Origin of the sequence: Halopseudomonas xiamenensis (genome assembly GCF_014219065.1) — a bacterium.
Taxonomy (GTDB): domain Bacteria; phylum Pseudomonadota; class Gammaproteobacteria; order Pseudomonadales; family Pseudomonadaceae; genus Halopseudomonas; species Halopseudomonas xiamenensis.
Genome location: NZ_JACLGO010000010.1, coordinates 54,586 through 72,056 on the forward strand (window position 1 = coordinate 54,586; position 17,471 = coordinate 72,056).

At 62.9% G+C, this 17,471-nt stretch carries 10 protein-coding genes; 9 read left to right on the forward strand and 1 reads right to left on the reverse strand.

Annotated features, from left to right (window positions below):
* Window positions 1-148: 148 nt before the first annotated feature.
* The gene (locus tag H6X51_RS08790; RefSeq protein WP_185267170.1) at window positions 149-1,594 is read left to right on the forward strand and encodes a glutamine synthetase family protein; all 1,446 of its coding nucleotides are present in this window, start codon (window positions 149-151) and stop codon (window positions 1,592-1,594) included.
* A 116-nt stretch (window positions 1,595-1,710) separates the two neighbouring features.
* Here H6X51_RS08790 and yddG read toward each other — a convergent pair whose 3' ends face one another.
* Window positions 1,711-2,625: an aromatic amino acid DMT transporter YddG gene (yddG, locus tag H6X51_RS08795; RefSeq protein WP_185267171.1), complete on the reverse strand. Its 915-nt coding sequence runs from the start codon at window positions 2,623-2,625 to the stop codon at window positions 1,711-1,713.
* A gap of 131 nt (window positions 2,626-2,756) precedes the next feature.
* On the opposite strand from yddG, the gene H6X51_RS08800 reads away from it, so the two are divergent.
* From H6X51_RS08800 to H6X51_RS20480, 8 genes are all read left to right on the forward strand, one after another.
* Entirely contained in the window at window positions 2,757-3,602 is an 846-nt protein-coding gene (locus H6X51_RS08800) for a M90 family metallopeptidase (RefSeq protein WP_185267172.1), read from the forward strand.
* A gap of 310 nt (window positions 3,603-3,912) precedes the next feature.
* A complete protein-coding gene (locus tag H6X51_RS08805; protein ID WP_185267251.1) occupies window positions 3,913-4,650 on the forward strand; it encodes an efflux RND transporter periplasmic adaptor subunit in 738 nt (245 codons plus the stop codon).
* Window positions 4,647-5,966, forward strand: coding sequence for an efflux RND transporter periplasmic adaptor subunit (locus tag H6X51_RS08810; RefSeq protein ID WP_185267173.1), 1,320 nt, complete (start codon window positions 4,647-4,649; stop codon window positions 5,964-5,966). The genes H6X51_RS08805 and H6X51_RS08810 overlap by 4 nt, the downstream gene beginning before the upstream one ends.
* The gene (locus tag H6X51_RS08815; protein ID WP_185267174.1) at window positions 5,966-8,059 is read left to right on the forward strand and encodes a site-2 protease family protein; all 2,094 of its coding nucleotides are present in this window, start codon (window positions 5,966-5,968) and stop codon (window positions 8,057-8,059) included. Before H6X51_RS08810 ends, H6X51_RS08815 begins: the two co-directional genes overlap by 1 nt.
* Window positions 8,060-8,258: 199 nt before the next feature.
* Window positions 8,259-8,750 (forward strand): GNAT family N-acetyltransferase, encoded by a 492-nt coding sequence (locus tag H6X51_RS08820; RefSeq protein WP_185267175.1) that lies wholly within the window; start codon window positions 8,259-8,261, stop codon window positions 8,748-8,750.
* Complete coding sequence (locus H6X51_RS08825) at window positions 8,747-9,061, forward strand: DUF6916 family protein (RefSeq protein WP_185267176.1); 315 nt, start codon at window positions 8,747-8,749, stop codon at window positions 9,059-9,061. The genes H6X51_RS08820 and H6X51_RS08825 overlap by 4 nt, the downstream gene beginning before the upstream one ends.
* Before the next feature lie 60 nt (window positions 9,062-9,121).
* A complete protein-coding gene (locus tag H6X51_RS08830; protein WP_185267177.1) occupies window positions 9,122-9,685 on the forward strand; it encodes a phage tail protein in 564 nt (187 codons plus the stop codon).
* 77 nt (window positions 9,686-9,762) lie between these two features.
* The coding region (locus H6X51_RS20480; protein WP_185267178.1) for an Ig-like domain-containing protein at window positions 9,763-17,471 on the forward strand (7,709 nt) is incomplete at its 3' end.

A 17,471-nucleotide genomic window follows, 5' to 3' on the forward strand; every position in this document is an offset into this window, starting at 1 on the left:
GTTGCCGGAGCTTGATAATGATCATAGAGGGTGCGCTACGCCCCGTTTTGGGGCGGCTGGGGTTCTATTGACTCACCGGGGGCTTTCGGATTTACTCTCAGGCAAGAGAGTCATGATTGATATATTTTACAAATAACAGGTGACGAACATGCCCTCCCCAGCCGATGTCACGGGCGTCGGTAGCGAGCCCGCCAAGGTCATAACCATTGACGCTGCCGAGACTGTTACCCCTCCCGTTTCTGTACGGGAAGCCGAAGCCTTCCTTGCTGCCTATCCCGATGTCCACTTCATCGACCTGCTGATCGCTGACATGAACGGCATTGTCCGCGGCAAGCGCATTGACCGTTCGGCGCTGGTCAAGGCCTTCGAGCGCGGTATTGCCCTGCCGGCATCGGTATTCGCCCTGAATATCCAGGGCACCACCGTCGAGGAAACCGGGCTGGGCATGGAAATCGGCGATGCCGACCGTATCTGCCTGCCGATCCCCGGCACCCTGTGCATCGAGCCTTGGCAGAAGCGCCCGACCGGGCAGCTGCTGATGACCATGTACGAGCTGGATCGCCAGACCCCTTTCTTTGCCGATCCGCGTTATGTACTGCAGCGGGTGGTCGAACGTTTCAATGAGCTGGGTCTCAAGCCGGTATCGGCCTTCGAACTGGAGTTCTTCCTGATCGACCAGGAGAACATCACCGGGCGTCCGCAGCCGCCGCGCTCGCCGATCTCCGGCAAGCGCCCCAACTCGGTGCAGGTCTATTCCATGGACGACCTGGACGAATATGCTGAATTTCTCGAGGACGTCATCGAAGCTGCCCACGAGCAGGGCATCCCCGCTGACGCCATCGTCGCCGAATCGGCCCCCGGCCAGTTCGAAGTCAACCTCCATCACGTCGATGACCCGGTCAAGGCCTGCGACTACAGCGTGCTGCTCAAGCGGGTGATCAAGAGCGTGGCCTACGACCACGAGATGGATACCACCTTCATGGCCAAGCCCTACCACGACCAGGCGGGCAATGGCATGCATGTGCATATCAGCCTGGAGCGCGACGGGCAGAACACCTTCGCCCCGGATGCCGACGGCCAGCTGTCCGACAACCTGCGCTGGGCCATTGGCGGGCTGCTGCAGACCCTGCCGCAGTACATGGCCTTCCTGTGTCCCAACGTCAACTCCTACCGGCGCTTCAGTCCTGGCTTCTTCGTGCCCTGTGCGCCGACCTGGGGTATCGACAACCGTACCGTGGCGGTGCGTGTGCCCGGCGGCGAACCGGAGGCGATGCGCATCGAACACCGCCTCGGCGGCGCCGATGCCAACCCCTACCTGCTGATGGCGGCGCTGCTGTCAGCAATTCACTACGGCATCAGCAACCGTATCGAGCCGCCGGAGATGACCGAGGGCAACGCCTACGAACAGCACGAGCCGTCGCTGCCGACCAACCTGCGCGATGCGCTGCGTGAGCTGGAAGCCTCGGAGGTGATGAAGGAGTACATCGGCGAGGAGTATCTCGACGTCTTCGTGCTGTGCAAGGAGAGCGAGATGGAAGAGTTCGAGCGGACCATCTCGGATCTGGAGTACATGTGGTACCTGCATACCGTATAGATCGGGATCGGGGTGTAGCGCGCCTGCGCTACGCCTGCACGGCAGGGAGTCATCAGGCGTAGCGCCCGAACGCGAACCGGAGCACTACACCCCGGGTACACTGCTTCGAACAAGCCTCAGCTGGCGGTGGCTTCCTGCATATCACTGCGTTTACCGCGTGTGGCCAGCCAGCACAGGGTCGAGCCCAGGCAAACCATGGCCGCCCCCTGCCAGAAGGCCAGCGATAGCTGGGTCTGCAGTACCAGCGCCGCCAGCGCCGCTGAGATCACCGGAATGAAATAGGACGCACCGGCGAGCACGGTGACATTGCCATACAGGATGCCGACGTTCCACGCCGCATAGCCGAACCCCATGGCCGCCGCGGCCAGCACCAGGTAGATCATGGCCGTCAGACTGAACTCCATGGGCTCGCCGCCGATGAACGCATACTTCAGCCACAGGGTCACGGCGGTCAGGGCGAAGAACAGGGTGATGCCGTTATTGCCCTCGGAAATCCGCGCGGTCACCGTGCAATAGGCCGTCCAGATCAGCGCGCCGAGAAAGGCCAGTCCATAGCTCAGCGGATTGTCCTGGATATTCTCCAGCATGCTCGGCAGATGCAGCCCCTCATCGCCCCCCAGCACCCAGCAAATACCGAGAATGGCCAGCACAAAGCCGGGCAGCAGGATCAGCCAGTTGGCCCGTTGTTTATTGAACAGGATGGCGGCGACCATGACGAAAGCGGGCCACAGGTAGTTGACCATGCCCACCTCGATGGCCTGCCGGCTGGAATTGGCATAGCCGATGGACAGCGCCAGGCACAGTTCATAGGTAACGAACAGCAGGCTGCCCCAGAACAGATAGCGCCTGGGAAACTGCCGGACCCGGGTAGGGCCAACGGACAACAACAGGAAAACAGCTGCCACGCTGTAGATCATGGCCGCGCCACCGGTTGCGCCGAGGTGTTCACTCACGCCGCGAATGAGGCCCACGATCGAGCTCCATAGCAGGATGGCGATCAGCCCTATCAGGGTGGCATTCTTACTGGTCATGGTTATCCGGGCGACTCGTTCTGGCAGGAGCATGGCTGCTGACAATACACGGGCAGATGGCTAGTGCTCCAGTGGTTGTTGCCATCAGCCTGGCCGATCGGATGCAGCCGCGCCGATGACAACGCGAGCAGATGCCGTACCATGGGCTGAGCTTGTGCCATATCGAGGGGAGAGCCGTCATCAACAACAGAGTCGTCACACCCAGGCCGCGGGGCTGGTGGCAACGCCTGCGCCGCTGGCGAGAGGATCGTCAATTGCGCGGCCTGGCCATCAGCGCCGGGCAATGGCATCAGGCGCTGGGGGATTGGGCGGTTTACCGGCGTTACCGTCCCGGGCAGCAGCAGCGGATTCAGGAACTCGCGCTGCGCCTGCTACTGCGCAAACATCTGGTGGCGGTCAATGGCGCCGAACTGGATGACCGACTGCGCCTGCGCATTGCTGGCATGGCCGTGGTGCCGGTATTGGAGCTGGGGCTGGATTGGTACGAGCGCTGGCAGACACTGATTCTTTACGATGGGCCCTTCGTCGCCGAGCATAGCTGGGAAGATGAGTTCGGCATCGTCCATCAGGAAACCAGCGAACGCAGTGGTGAGGCCTGGGAGCGGGGGCCGGTGGTATTGTCGCTGGAGGATGTCTGGCATTCCGGCCAGGGTGACGGCTACAACGTGGTCATCCACGAGCTGGCGCATACCCTGGATATGCGCGATGCGTCAGCCAACGGTGCGCCTCCGCTGCATGCGGGTATGGATGCCGCCGCCTGGCAAGCTGACATGCAGGCTGCCTGGGATGACCTGGCCCGGCGTGCGGAACTGGGCGAGACGTTACCGGTGGATGAATACGCGCTGGAAGACCCGGCGGAGTTCTTTGCCGTGCTGTCGGAAACCTTCTTCGAACAGCCTGAACCGCTGCGGGCCGCCTGGCCTGCGGTATACCGTCATCTGGCGGATTTCTATCGGCAGGATCTGCTGAAGCCATAAAGGACGTGGGGTGTAGCGCGCCTGCGCTACGCCAACGAAGTCGCAGCGGGGACGCAGCCCGTCGGCGAGCAGGGGCTCGCCAACCCCAGGGGGCAGCAGACAAGCCTGATCGCTAGGCCTGGACTGCACCAGTCATGGGGGGCTTTGCCTGGGGGTGTAGCGCCCCTGCGCTACGCCTGCGCAGTATCACATCGAGGCGCAGTTACGCCAATTTGCCGTACGCGGCTTGTGCTGTAGACTGCGCTGAGTTCATGCAAGGACGTATGCCATGCTTCGCCACACCGCCCGCCTGTCCATCCTCGGCCTGCTGATGCTGCCACTCGGCTCGCCAGTCTGGGCTGAGCCATTGCTCGAACCGCTTGCCATTACCGCGCTGCAGACCGGGGAACGCCAGGTGCGCGGGGTATTGCGAGCACGCCATCAGGCTGTGCTCTCCAGCGAACTGCCGGGACGTATCGTCGAGATGCCGTTCGCCGATGGTCAGGCTTTCGCCAAAGGCGACGTCCTGGTGCGTTTCGATTGCAGTGCCTACCAGGCCCAGCTCGACGCCGCACAAGCCGCCGTGCGCGCCACCCGCGAAGAATTGAACCACAAGAAGCAACTGGCTGCGCTCAACTCGGTCGGTCGCTTCGAAGTGGCACTGGCCGAAGCCCGCCAGGCCCAGAGCCTGGCAGAGACCCAGGTATATCAGGTGCAGGTGAGACGCTGCAGTGTCGTCGCCCCGTTCAATGGACGAGTGGTGCAACGCCGCGCCCAACCGCACGAAAGCGTCGCCAACGGCGCCCCGCTGCTGGATGTGGTCGACAACGGCACTCTGGAAATCTACCTGCTGGTACCGTCCAGCTGGCTGAGCCGGATCGAACCCGAACAACCCTTCGAATTCACCCCGGACGAAACCGGTACCCCGCTGCGAGCGGTGGTCAAACGCCTGGGCGCACGGATCGACGAGGGCAGCCAGACCTTGTTGCTGATCGGTGGTCTGCCCGAGGATGCCAGCGGCTTGCTGGCCGGCATGAGTGGTACCGCCCAGTTCCAGGTGGCGGAGTGAACGCCCCCTTGCCGGGTACGGCCGAACGTGTCTTCGCTCTGTTTCTCGGGCTGCAGCAACAGGCCCGCAGGGCGGGCACCGTCGAGCAACTCGCCTTCGCCATGGTCAACGACGGCCAGGCGCTGTTCGGCTTCCGGCATGCCGCACTGCTGGTCGCCGGCAAGGTGCAGGCACTGACCGGTATCAGCGTGGTGGAGCCGCACGCACCCTTTGTGGCCTTCGTCGAACGTGCAGCCTCGCACCTGCTCAGCCAGGGGCAACTGAATGAGGCTCACGGCATTGATCCGCAACGACTGGATGAGCAGGATCGCGCCGACTGGCAAAGCCTGTCCGCTCCCCAGGCCTACTGGCTGCCATTGAAGAACCGGCAGAACGAAACCTTCGGCGGACTCTGGTTGGCCCGGGAACAGCCATTCAGCGAAGCCGAACAATCCCTGCTGGCCCAGCTGGCCGACACCTATGCCCACGCCTGGCTGGCCCTGCAGCCGCGCAAGCCCTGGCGTATGCGCTGGCCGCGAAAAAAACTGCTAATGGTCGCCGCCGCGCTATCGCTGACCCTGCTGGTACCGGTACGCCAGTCGGTCTTGGCCCCCGCCGAAGTCGTTCCCCAGGGAGGACGCGTGGTCGCCGCGCCGCTGGATGGTGTGATTGCCGAATTCCTGGTCAAACCCAACCAGAATGTCGCTGCCGGAGAGTTGCTGGTGCGTTTCGATGCCACCAGTCTCAAGGCGCAGGCAGATGTGGCCGAACGCGCTCTCGGGGTGGCCGAGGCCGAGCTCAAAGCCAACGCCCAACGTGCCTTCGCCGATGCCGAATCCAGCGCTCGCATTGACCTGCTGGCAGCTCGGGTGGAACAGAAACGCGCCGAGCTCGACTACGCTCGCCAGCTGCTGGCCCGCAGCGAAGTGCGTGCCGAGCGCGCCGGCATCGCCGTGTTCGCCGACGCCGAGCGTCTTACCGGTAAACCGGTTCAGACCGGCGAGCGGCTGATGCAGATCGCCGACCCGACCCAGGCGGAACTGCGCATCGAGTTGTCAGTTGGCGATGCCATCGCCCTGCAACCTGGTGCTGAGATCGCTCTGTTTCTCGACAGCGACCCGCTCAACAGGCATGGCGCACGACTGGAGCGCTCGGCCTACGAAGCCCAGACCACTGCCGCCGGGCAACTGGCCTATCGTCTGGATGCGAGCTTCGTGGACGCTCCGCCACGTATCGGCCTGCGCGGCACGGCCAAGTTGTTCGGTGACCGCGCCCCCCTGGCCTACTACCTCATGCGCCGCCCCCTGGCTGCTGCGCGCCAGAGCCTGGGGCTGTAATGCTGCCCGCTCTGCGCCCCGATCTGCAGTTGTCGCCGGCTGCCCCTGGCCTCGACGGCGCGCCGCAGTGGACGCTGGCCGACCCCTTGCGTGGTCGCTATTTCAAACTGGGCGCTGCTGCTGTGCGGCTGTTGCGCCATTGGCTGCTGGGCGATCCACAACGGGTGCTGGCAGCGGCCAATGCCGAGCCCGGTGCGCCCTTGAACGAAGCCGACCTCGAGGAACTGCTACGTTTTCTCAGTGGCCATGACTTGATTGCCGCCCTGGACGATACGCAGCGCGCCAGTTACGCCGCCAAGGCCGCCGCGATGCGCCAGAGCCCGTGGAAGAGCGTACTGCATCAATACCTGTTCTTCCGTATTCCCTTGTGGCGACCGGATGCCTTCCTCAATCGCACATGGCCCGTGCTGGAGCGCTACGGCCCCGGAGTCCTGCGCTGGGGCTTGCCGCTGGTGTTCGCTATCGGCCTGTTTCTGGTGATGCGCGACTGGCAACGCTTCATCGCCACCTTCCCGCATCTGTTCAGCCTCGGCGGCGCTCTGGCCTTCGGCGTGGCTCTTACCTTCGCCAAGCTTTGCCACGAATTCGGCCACGCCTTCATGGCCAAACGAGCAGGCTGCCGGGTGCAGAGCATGGGCCTGGCCTTCATGGTGCTGCTGCCGATGCTCTATACCGACGTCAGCGACGCCTGGCGGGTGCGCGATCGCCGCTCACGTCTGCTGATCGGCGCCGGTGGAGTACTCGCCGAGCTGATCCTGGCCGTTATCGCGCTGCTGGCCTGGTCACTGCTGCCCGAGGGTCCGGTGCGTACGGCAGCCTTCATGCTGGCCAGCGCCACCTGGATCACCACGTTGATCATCAATCTCAATCCCTTCATGCGCTTCGATGGCTACTTTCTGCTCAGCGATCTGTGGGGTGTGGACAACCTGCAGAGCCGCGCCTTCGCACTGTGTCGCTGGCGCCTGCGCGAAGCGCTGTTCGGTTATGGCGAACCCGCCCCGGAGCCCTGGTCGTCGACCATGCGCCGGCGCCTGCTGGTATGGGGCTATGGCTCCTGGCTATGGCGTGCCGTGCTGTTCCTGGGCATCGCGCTGGCGGTATACCACCTGTTCTTCAAGGTGCTGGGCATATTCCTGATGCTGGTGGAACTGGCCTGGTTCATCGGTCTGCCGATCTGGCGGGAACTGAGCGAATGGTGGCAACGCCGTGACCATGCCGATCCACGCAAGGTGCTGTACACCGGCCTCGGGCTCGGCGCACTCCTGCTGGTGCTGGTGGTGCCCTGGCGCGGCTCGGTGGAGGTACCGGCACAGCTTGAAGCAACGCGCGCCAGCGCCCTGCATGCACCGATCGCCGCGCGGCTGAAATCCGTGCACGTCCAGGACGGACAGGCGGTGGAGGCCGGTACGCTGCTGCTGGAACTGGAGTCGCCGGATCTGGATTCGCGACAGACCATTGTTCGCCGCGAGATAGAGATCATCCAGTTGCAGCTGCGCCGCCAGGCCTCGCGCAGCGAGACCGCCGCCGACGCCGGCATTCTCGAACAACGCCTGGCCGAGGCGGTGGCCGAGTACCGCGGTCTGGAAGCACGGCGCGCGCGCCTGCAACTGCGCGCCCCGCAGGCCGGCGAGGTAAGGGATCTGCTGCCCGATCTATCGCCCGGCCGCTGGCTCAGTCCGAACGTGCCGCTGGCTCGTGTGGTGGCGCCCGGCCTGCGCCTGCGCGGCTACCTGGCAGAGAAACACCTCTGGCGGGTCGAGCCCGGTGCCGAAGGCCATTTCATCGCTGACGATCCAGCGCGCCGCGCGCTGGCGGTGCGTCTGGATGAGGTGAATACCACCGGTGCGGCCTATGTGGAGCTGGAGGCCCTGACCTCCGACCACCACGGACAGATCGCCGTACGCCGCGACGCACAGAACCGCGCCGAACCCGTAGAGGCGCAGTACGGAGTACGCCTGAGCCTGCTCGCCGACGACATCCAGCTGGCCCATCCGCTACGCGGCGTCGTTGTGCTCAAGGGTGAACGCCAGTCGCTGCTGGGTGCGGCCTGGCGCCGTCTGGCGGCACTGGGCGTGCGTGAGAGCGGTTTCTGAGCATCCGCTCAGCAACTGGACGAGGGCATTCGTGAGCCAGAAGCTTCATACGCACGTTTGGCAAAAGTCGCCTGGATGCGCAATGAAATACTTGCGATTGGCTTTCCCCTTCATATAGGCTGTTTTCACTAAAACAGCGTGTCTTACAATAGTTGGCGCCAGCTCCCGCAGAGCCCGGCCCGCAGGGAAGCCCGACACCATGCCCAGACCCGAGGTGAGTCTCCGTCCCGTCGAGAGTGCCGACCTGGCGTTCCTGCAGGGACTGTATGCAAGCACCCGCCAAGGGGAACTGGAGCGTCTGCCCTGGGATCAGGCCACCAAGGATGCTTTTCTCGACCAGCAGTTCGATGCCCAGCATCGTCACTATCAGCAACACTATCGGGAAGCGGAATTCTCGGTGGTACTCCACGCTGACCAGTCAATCGGCCGTCTCTATCTCTTCCGTGGCCCGACTACCTATAACCTGATGGATCTTTCGCTGCTGCCGGCCTGGCGCGGCCGCGGTATAGGCAGCCATCTGCTGTCGCTGCTGGTGCGGGAAGCCGACGCCGCCGACAGGTCGATCCGCCTGTACGTCGAACCCGACAACCCTGCACGTCGCCTCTACGAGCGCTTCGGCTTCACCATTACCGGCCAGCATCCAGTCTACCTGCAGATGCATCGCCCCGTCGCACGGAGGCTGAGTGCATGAGTGACATTCCCAGCCAGGAAGAACTGCAGCAGGCCCTGGGTCATACCTGGCGCCTGAGCTGGGAAGGCCACCCAGGCATCGACGTGGAATTGCTGGAAGTGAACCAGGGCAAGCCCATGAACCCTCGCTACCAGTGCTACGACGCGGTATTCCGACAGCCTGCGGGTGTCGATTTGCCGCAATACAGCTACACCTTGCACAGTCCGGCCGCATCGTCATGGTGGGTCATGCTCACTCCCATTGGCCCGGACGACGATGGAGCCCGACTATTGCAGGCGGTGTTTCACGTCCGGGCACCTGGCAACCAATAGCTTCAACCGATAACGACAATCCGCCGGCAGAGCCGGCAACACAAGGCAGGGAGCAACAACATGGAACCGTTTCTCGGCGAAATTAAAATGGTCGGCTTCAACTTCGCACCGCGCGGCTACGCGATGTGCCAGGGCCAGTTGATGAGCATCTCGCAGAACACCGCGCTTTTCTCATTGCTCGGCACCACCTACGGCGGCAACGGCCAGACCACCTTCGCTCTGCCCGACTACCGCGGTCGCGGCCCGGTGGGCATGGGGCAGGGTCCCGGGCTGGGCATGATCAGCCAGGGTGAAATGGCGGGCACCGAGAGCGTCACGTTGACGACGTCGCAACTGCCACCACATGCGCCGACCGCCACTGCCAGTATCGCCATTCCCGCCGTGACGACCAGCACCAATGTAGCCGCTGCGCCAGCCAACAATACCCACCTTGGACCAATCGCTGCAGGGGGGCGTCCGGGCACGCTTTACAGCACTGATGCCGCCGACACCACGCTGGCTCCGTTCAACGCGAGCGTTACCGTGTCGCCAGTGGGCGGTGGCCTTCCCGTAGGCCTTCGCAATCCCTACCTGGGCACCAATTTCATCATCGCCACCCAAGGGATCTTCCCGTCTCGCGACTGAACCTCACTCAACATAACCGGCCCCGTTTATCCGGGGCCTGCCTCAAAATCGATCAGGCGGCACACCAGGAGCATCGCATGAAAAGCCCACATCCCATTCGCCAGGCTGGTGCTCCCGCCCGCTCTGGAATGTCTTTGATATGCGCCCTTGAACCGCGCATGCTGTTCGACGGCGCTGTCGCTGCCACCGTTGCCGATGTGGCCGAGCCCGTCGAAACCCAGCCCAACGACACCCACGCCAACGACAACCTGGCCGCCACGCCGCAAGGCTCCACTGATCAGCGCCACGAAGTCGTCTTCATCGACAGCAATGTCCGGGATTACCAACAGCTCCTGGCCGGCATGCCGTCCAGTACCGAGGTGGTGATACTCGACGGCGATCAGGACGGCCTGCAACAGATGGCCGATTATCTGCAAGGCCGGAGCGGCATCGATGCCATTCATATCCTCAGTCATGGTGACATCGGCCGGCTCCAGTTGGGCAGCCAGTGGTTGGATAACGTCAACCTTCCAGCCAATGCCGAGTTACTGACCAGTATTGGCCAGGCACTGACGGCAGACGGCGACATCCTGCTGTATGGCTGCCAGGTGGGGGCCAACGGTGCTGGCGCTGATTTCCTCCAGGCGCTGGCTACGGCAACAGGGGCGGACGTGGCGGCCTCAACCGATGCGACCGGCGCGGCGGCGCTCGGAGGGGACTGGGTGCTGGAGGCACAGTCGGGGGCGATAGAGAGCGACGCGCTGGTGCTGGCGGGCTACCAAGGCCTGCTGGCGGCGCCGACCTCGGAGAGCTTCGACGGCATCCCGGTGACCGATGGCTACAGCCTTGGTAACAGTCCACGCACGATCAACGGCTGGACGATCAGCCTGCTGGATGGGAGCGGCGCCGTCATCGTCGGAAACGACATAGGAAACTGGATCGACGTTACACAACTCGATTGGGCCAGTGGGGGCAGCAGTCTATCGGGAACCGGGGACGGCGCGCTGTCCGTGCAGGGGTATTACGGTCAGGCGGCAGCGGCGCAGTTCAAGGCGACGTCCGGCGACGAGTTCTGGCTCCAATCCTTCACGTTCCAGAACGGCAACGCTGCGAGCAACCTGCGCGTCGTTGGCTACCGAGATGGTGTCGAAGTCGCCAGCCAGGACTTCACGGAGACGGCCAACGACACAACGTTCGTGACAGTCACACTCGACCATGCGTCGGATCAGGACTGGCAGAACATCGACGAGTTCCGCATCGTCCAGCAGAACGGTAGCGCCGACATCCTGTTCTACCTCGACGACCTCACGGTGGGCGCCGCCATGCTGCCTAACGCCGTGCCCACCATCGGCAACCTCGACGGTGATTCCACGACCTTCACCGAGGGCGGCAGTGCCGTGCTTCTCGACGCTGGCAGCAACGCCACCGTCACCGATACCGACTCCACCGACTTCGACGGCGGCAATGTCACCGTGGCGATTACCGCAAATGGCACCACCACCGAGGACGTGCTGGGCATCCGCAACCAGGGCATGGGCGCCGGGCAGATCGGCGTATCGGGCACCAGCGTCACCTATGGCGGTACCGCCATCGGCACCGTTGCCGGCGGCACGAACGGCGTCAGCCTTGTCGTCACCCTCAACGCAAGCGCTACGCCCACGGCGGTGTCGGCCCTGCTGCAGAACTTGACCTACGCCAACGGCAACACCGCCGACCCGAACACCGCTGCCCGCACCGTCAGCATCACCGTCAACGACGGCGACGGCGGCACCAGCACGGCCGCTGAGGTGACGGTGAACGTGACCGACGTCAACGACGCCCCCACCGTCACCGCCACAGGCAACAATCCCACCTACACCGAAAATGGCAGTGCGGTTGATCTGTTCAGCAACGTCAGCATCAACACCGTCGAAACCGGCCAGACCATCACCGGCATGACCCTGAGCGTTACCAACCTGGCTGATGGCAGCAATGAGATCCTGCGTATCGACGGCACCGATATCCTTTTGGTCGATGGCAGTGGGGTGACGACAGGCAATGGCATCAGCTACTCGGTCAGCCTCGTCGGCGGTACGGCGACCATCTCCCTGAGCAGTGCCGGAGGCATCAGCGCGGCAACAGCACAGAACGTGGTCGATGGCATGGGCTATCGCAACAGCAGCGACGCCCCAAGCACCGCAACGCGTGTCATCATCCTGACCAGCATCACCGACAGCGGTGGAACCGCCAATGGCGGCGTGGACACCACCAGTCCGTCGATCATCAGCACGGTCAGCGTCGTCGCGGTCAATGATGCGCCAACCCTTTCCGGCGGCCCCTACAGCCTGACCGGTACCAATGAAGACACCATATCAAACGGCACCCTGGTATCCACCATCCTGGCCGGCCTGACCACCGCCGACCCGGACGGCCCGGGCAGCGGCATCGCTATCACCGCCAGCAGCGGCAACGGCACCTGGCAGTATTCGACCGATGGAATCACCTGGAGTGGCATAGGTAGCGTCTCCTCCAGCTCGGCCCTGCTGCTGTCCGCCAGCACCCAGGTGCGCTACATACCCGATGGGGCGAACGGCGAAACCGTGACACTGACCTTCCGCGCCTGGGATCAAAGCATCGGCAGCGCATCCACCAATGCCATGCGCAGCAGCGCCGATACCAGCACTAACGGCGGCACCACCGCCTTTTCCAGCGGCACTGCTCAGGCCAGTCTGCTGGTAGCAGCCGTCAATGACGCACCGACGGCCAGCAACCTGACTCAGACCGTGTCTTACAACGAAGACCCAGGTAGCCCGGTAGCGCTGGGCGACATCGTGGTGACGGATGTAGACACTGGCGAGACCATCACCGCCATACTGACATTGAGCAATCCCTCGGCAGGCAACCTGACTACGGGCACCTTTGGCTCGGCTACCTCCACCTACAACGCAGGCACTGGCGTATGGGCAGTCAGCGGCTCAGTCAGCGACGTCAACGCAGCGTTGGCCGCTGTCGCCTTTGCCCCTGCAGCCAACTGGAGCCAGGACGTCACCATCAACACCCACATACGGGACGCTGCAGGTACCGGCCCGATTGATGGCACCATTACGCTGGATGTAACAGCCATCAACGACGCACCGACGATCACCGCACCAGGCTCCATTGCCATCACCGAAGATGTGGCCGGCGCATTGACCGGTATCTCGTTCACCGACGTCGATGCTGGCAGCGGCAACGTGACCGCGACGTTTTCGGTACCCAGCGGCACGCTCAGTGCCATCAGCGGCAACGGCGTTACCGTCGGCGGTACCGCCAGCGCCCTGACCCTGACCGGCAGCCTTGCCGACATCAATGCCTTCATCGCGGCATCGGGCATCAGCTTCACCACCGCCAGCAACGCCACTGCCAACGTCACCCTGACCGTCACCATCGACGATGGCGGCAATACCGGCAGCGGCGGTGCGCAGACCGATACCACCAGCGTCACGCTCATGGTCACTGCCGTGAACGACGCGCCGGTCAACTCGGTGCCCACGGCGCAGAACGTCGATCAGGACGACGACCTGGTATTCAACAGTGCCAATGGCAATATGATCAGCATCAGCGACGTGGATGCCGGCGCCAGCAACGTCGAGGTAACGCTGGCGGCGACCAATGGCCTGCTGACGCTCGGTGGCACCACCGGGCTCAGCTTCACTGTGGGCTCGGGCAGCAACGCCGCAACCATGACCTTCTACGGCAGCATCGCCGATATCAACAACGCCTTGAACGGCCTGGTGTTCTCGCCTACCGGCGGCTACAACGGCCCAGCCAGCCTGCAGATCACCACCAACGACCTGGGCAACAGCGGCAGCGGTGGCGCGCAAACCGATACCGACACCATCAGCATCACGGTCAACAGCCTCATTCCACAAGTAACCGATGTCAGCGCCAGCACAGCAGATGGTATCTACAAAGTGGGCGATACCATCACCATCACCGCCACCTTCAGTGAAGCGGTCACGGTCGATACGACGGGCGGCATTCCCACGCTGCTGCTGGAGACAGGCAGTGTCGACCGCCTCGCGACCTATATTTCCGGCTCCGGCGGCAACACCCTGACGTTCATCTACACAGTACAGCCCGGAGACCTTAGCGCCGATCTGAATTACCAGTCCACGGCGGCCCTCTCGCTCAATGGCGCGACCATTCGCGGCGTCACCGCCAACGATGCCGTGCTTACCCTGCCCTCACTCGGCGACGCCAACTCCCTGGCAGGCAACAAAGCGATCGTCATCGATGGTGTTGCCGCCACGGTCAGCTCGGTATCGGTGCCTGCCGATGGCACCTACGTGGCCGGGCAGAATCTGGACTTCACGGTAAACCTGTCGGAAAGCGTCACAGTCGATACCAGCGGCGGTACGCCAAGAATCGCCATCACCCTCGACACCGGAGGCACCGTCTACGCCAGCTACCTGTCGGGTTCCGGAAGCACCGCCCTGGTATTCCGCCTGACGGTGGCCGACGGCCAGATGGACAGTACCGGTATCAGCCTGGGCAGCAGTATCGACGCCAATGGTGGCACCTTGCGCGACGTCGCCGGGAATGACACCACCACCGCCTTGAACACGGTAGGCAGCACGACCGGTGTGCTGGTCGATGCCATCATACCGGAGGTCAGTGCCATCAGCCTGGATGGAGCTTCCCCGACCAACGCCTCTAGCGTCACGTTTACCGTGACCTTCACCGAGGATGTCAGTGGCGTGGATATCAGTGATTTCAGTCTGGTAACCGACGGCAGCGTCAACGCCACCCTGCAGTCACTGATACAGATCGACCCGCGTACCTATCGGGTGACGATCGACGCCATCACCGGGCTCGGCAACCTGGGGTTGAGCCTCAATGCCAACGGCACCGGTATCGTCGACGCCGCCAACAATTCCATCACGGGAGGGTTCACCGACGGCCCGGCCTATGCCATCGACACCATTGCCCCGACAGCGCCGGTCGTCACCTCACCAGCCCTGACCAATGCAGCGGCACCGGTGCTGAGCGGCACCGCGGAAGCCGACAGCACCGTTACCGTGACCATCGGCGGCGCCACCTACACCACCGTCGCCGCTGGCGGTACCTGGAGCCTCGACCTAGCCACCGCCACACCGGCGGCCGGCAGCCTGGCCCTGAATACCAATGGCGCCAACCCCGTCTCCGTCACTGCCACCGATGCCGCCGGCAACGTCTCGTCGGCCACAACCCAGACCCTGGTCATCGATACCCAACGTCCGACAGCCAGTATCGTGGTGAGTGACCCCACACTGTCGCTAGGCGAAACCACCACGGTGACCGTCACCTTCAGCGAGGCGGTGGCAGGCTTAACTGTGAGCGACTTTGCTGTCGCCAATGGCAGCCTGAGCGACCTCAGCTCCAGCGATGGTGGCATCACCTGGACAGCCACACTGACGCCGGACGCCAATGTCGAAGACACCAGTAATCTGATTACCCTGGACAACACGGGCTATATCGATGCCGCCGGTAATACCGGTACTGGCAGCACCGACTCCAACGCTTACGCCATCGACACCCTGCGCCCGACCGCGACCATCGTAGTGAGCGACACAGCACTATCGGTCGGCGAAACCACTACAGTCACCATCACCTTCAGTGAGGCGGTGAGTGGCCTGACCATCGAGGATTTTGCCGTCGCCAATGGCGCCTTGAGCGAGCTGGTGTCGATAGATGGTGGTATCACCTGGACAGCGACCCTGACACCGGATGCCAATATCGAAGACACCAGCAATCTGATTACCCTGGACAACACGGGGTATACCGATGCCGCCGGTAATACCGGTAGCGGCACCACCGACTCCAACAGCTACGCCATCGATACCCAGCGTCCGACCGCCAGCATCGTGGTCAGCGATACGGCACTGTCGGTAGGTGAAACCAGCACGGTGACCATCACCTTCAGTGAGGCGGTGAGTGGCTTGACGGTGAGTGACTTTGCTATCGCCAATGGCACCTTGAGTGGACTGAGTTCCAGTGATGGCGGCATCACCTGGACGGCAACCCTGACGCCGGATGCCAATATCGAAGACACCAGTAATCTGATTACCCTGGACAACACGGGCTATATCGATGCTGCTGGCAACACCGGTACTGGCACCACCGACTCCAACAACTACGCCATCGATACCCAGCGCCCAACGGCCAGTATCGTGGTAAGTGATACCGCACTGGCGGCTGGCGAAACCACCACGGTTACCATTACCTTCAGTGAGGCGGTAAGCGGGCTGGACACGGCCGATTTCAGCGTAGCCAATGGCAGCCTTAGCGGCCTCAGTTCCAGCGATGGTGGTATTACCTGGACCGCGACCCTGACGCCGGACGCCAATATCGAAGATACCAGCAACCTCATTACCTTGGACAATACCGGGGTGACTGACTTGGCGGGCAATGCCGGCAGCGGTACCACTGACTCCAACAGCTACGCCATCGATACCCAGCGCCCAACGGCCAGTATCGTGGTAAGTGATACTGCGCTGTCGGCTGGTGAAACCGCTACGGTCACCGTCACCTTTAGTGAGGCGGTCACTGGACTGACCACGGCGGACTTCAGCGTTGCCAATGGTAGTCTCAGCGGACTCAGCTCCAGTGATGGCGGTGTTACCTGGACAGCGACCCTGACACCGAACACCAATATCGAAGACACCAGTAATCTCATTACCCTGGACAACACGGGGTATACCGATGCGGCCGGTAACACAGGCAGTGGTACCACCGACTCCAACAACTACGCCATCGATACCCAGCGCCCAACGGCCAGTATCGTGGTAAGTGATACTGCGCTGGCGGCTGGTGAAACCGCTACGGTCACCATTACCTTCAGTGAGGCGGTCACCGGACTGACCACGGCGGACTTCAGCGTTGCCAACGGTAGTCTCAGCGGACTCAGCTCCAGTGATGGCGGTGTTACCTGGACGGCCACGCTGACACCGGACACCAATATCGAAGACACCGATAACCTCATTACCCTGGACAACACCGGGTATACCGATGCGGCCGGTAACACAGGCAGCGGTACCACCGACTCCAACAACTACGCCATTGATACTCAACGTCCGACCGCAAGCATCGTGGTGAGCGATACTGCACTGGCGGTTGGTGAAACCGCTACGGTTACCATTACCTTCAGTGAGGCGGTCACCGGACTGACCACGGCGGACTTCAGCATTGCCAACGGTAGCCTCAGCGGACTCAGCTCCAGCGATGGTGGTATCACCTGGACCGCGACCCTGACGCCGGACACCAATATCGAAGACACCAGCAACCTGATCACCTTGGACAACACCGGCGTACAGGACGCCGCCGGTAATAGCGGCACCGGCACCACCGACTCCAACAGCTACGCCATCGATACTCAACGTCCGGCGGTGGTCAGTATCGTGGTGGGTGATCTCGCCTTGGCAGCTGGTGAAACTACCACGGTGACCATCACCTTCAGTGAAGTAGTGAGCGGATTGGATCTGGCCGATTTCACTGTGGCCAATGCCACCCTCAGCGGCCTCAGTTCCAGCGATGGCGGCATTACCTGGACGGCAACCCTGACGCCCAGCGCCAACGTCGAGAATGCAGCAAACCTGATCACCCTGAACAACGCTGGGTATACCGATGTGGCGGGTAATACCGGCAGCGGCACCACCGACTCCAACAGCTACGCCATTGATACCCTGCGCCCGACGGCCAGTATTGTGGTGAGTGATACTGCCTTGGCGGTAGGTGAAACCAGCACGATCACCATCACCTTCAGTGAGGCGGTGACCGGTCTGGATCTGGCCGACTTCAGTGTTGCCAA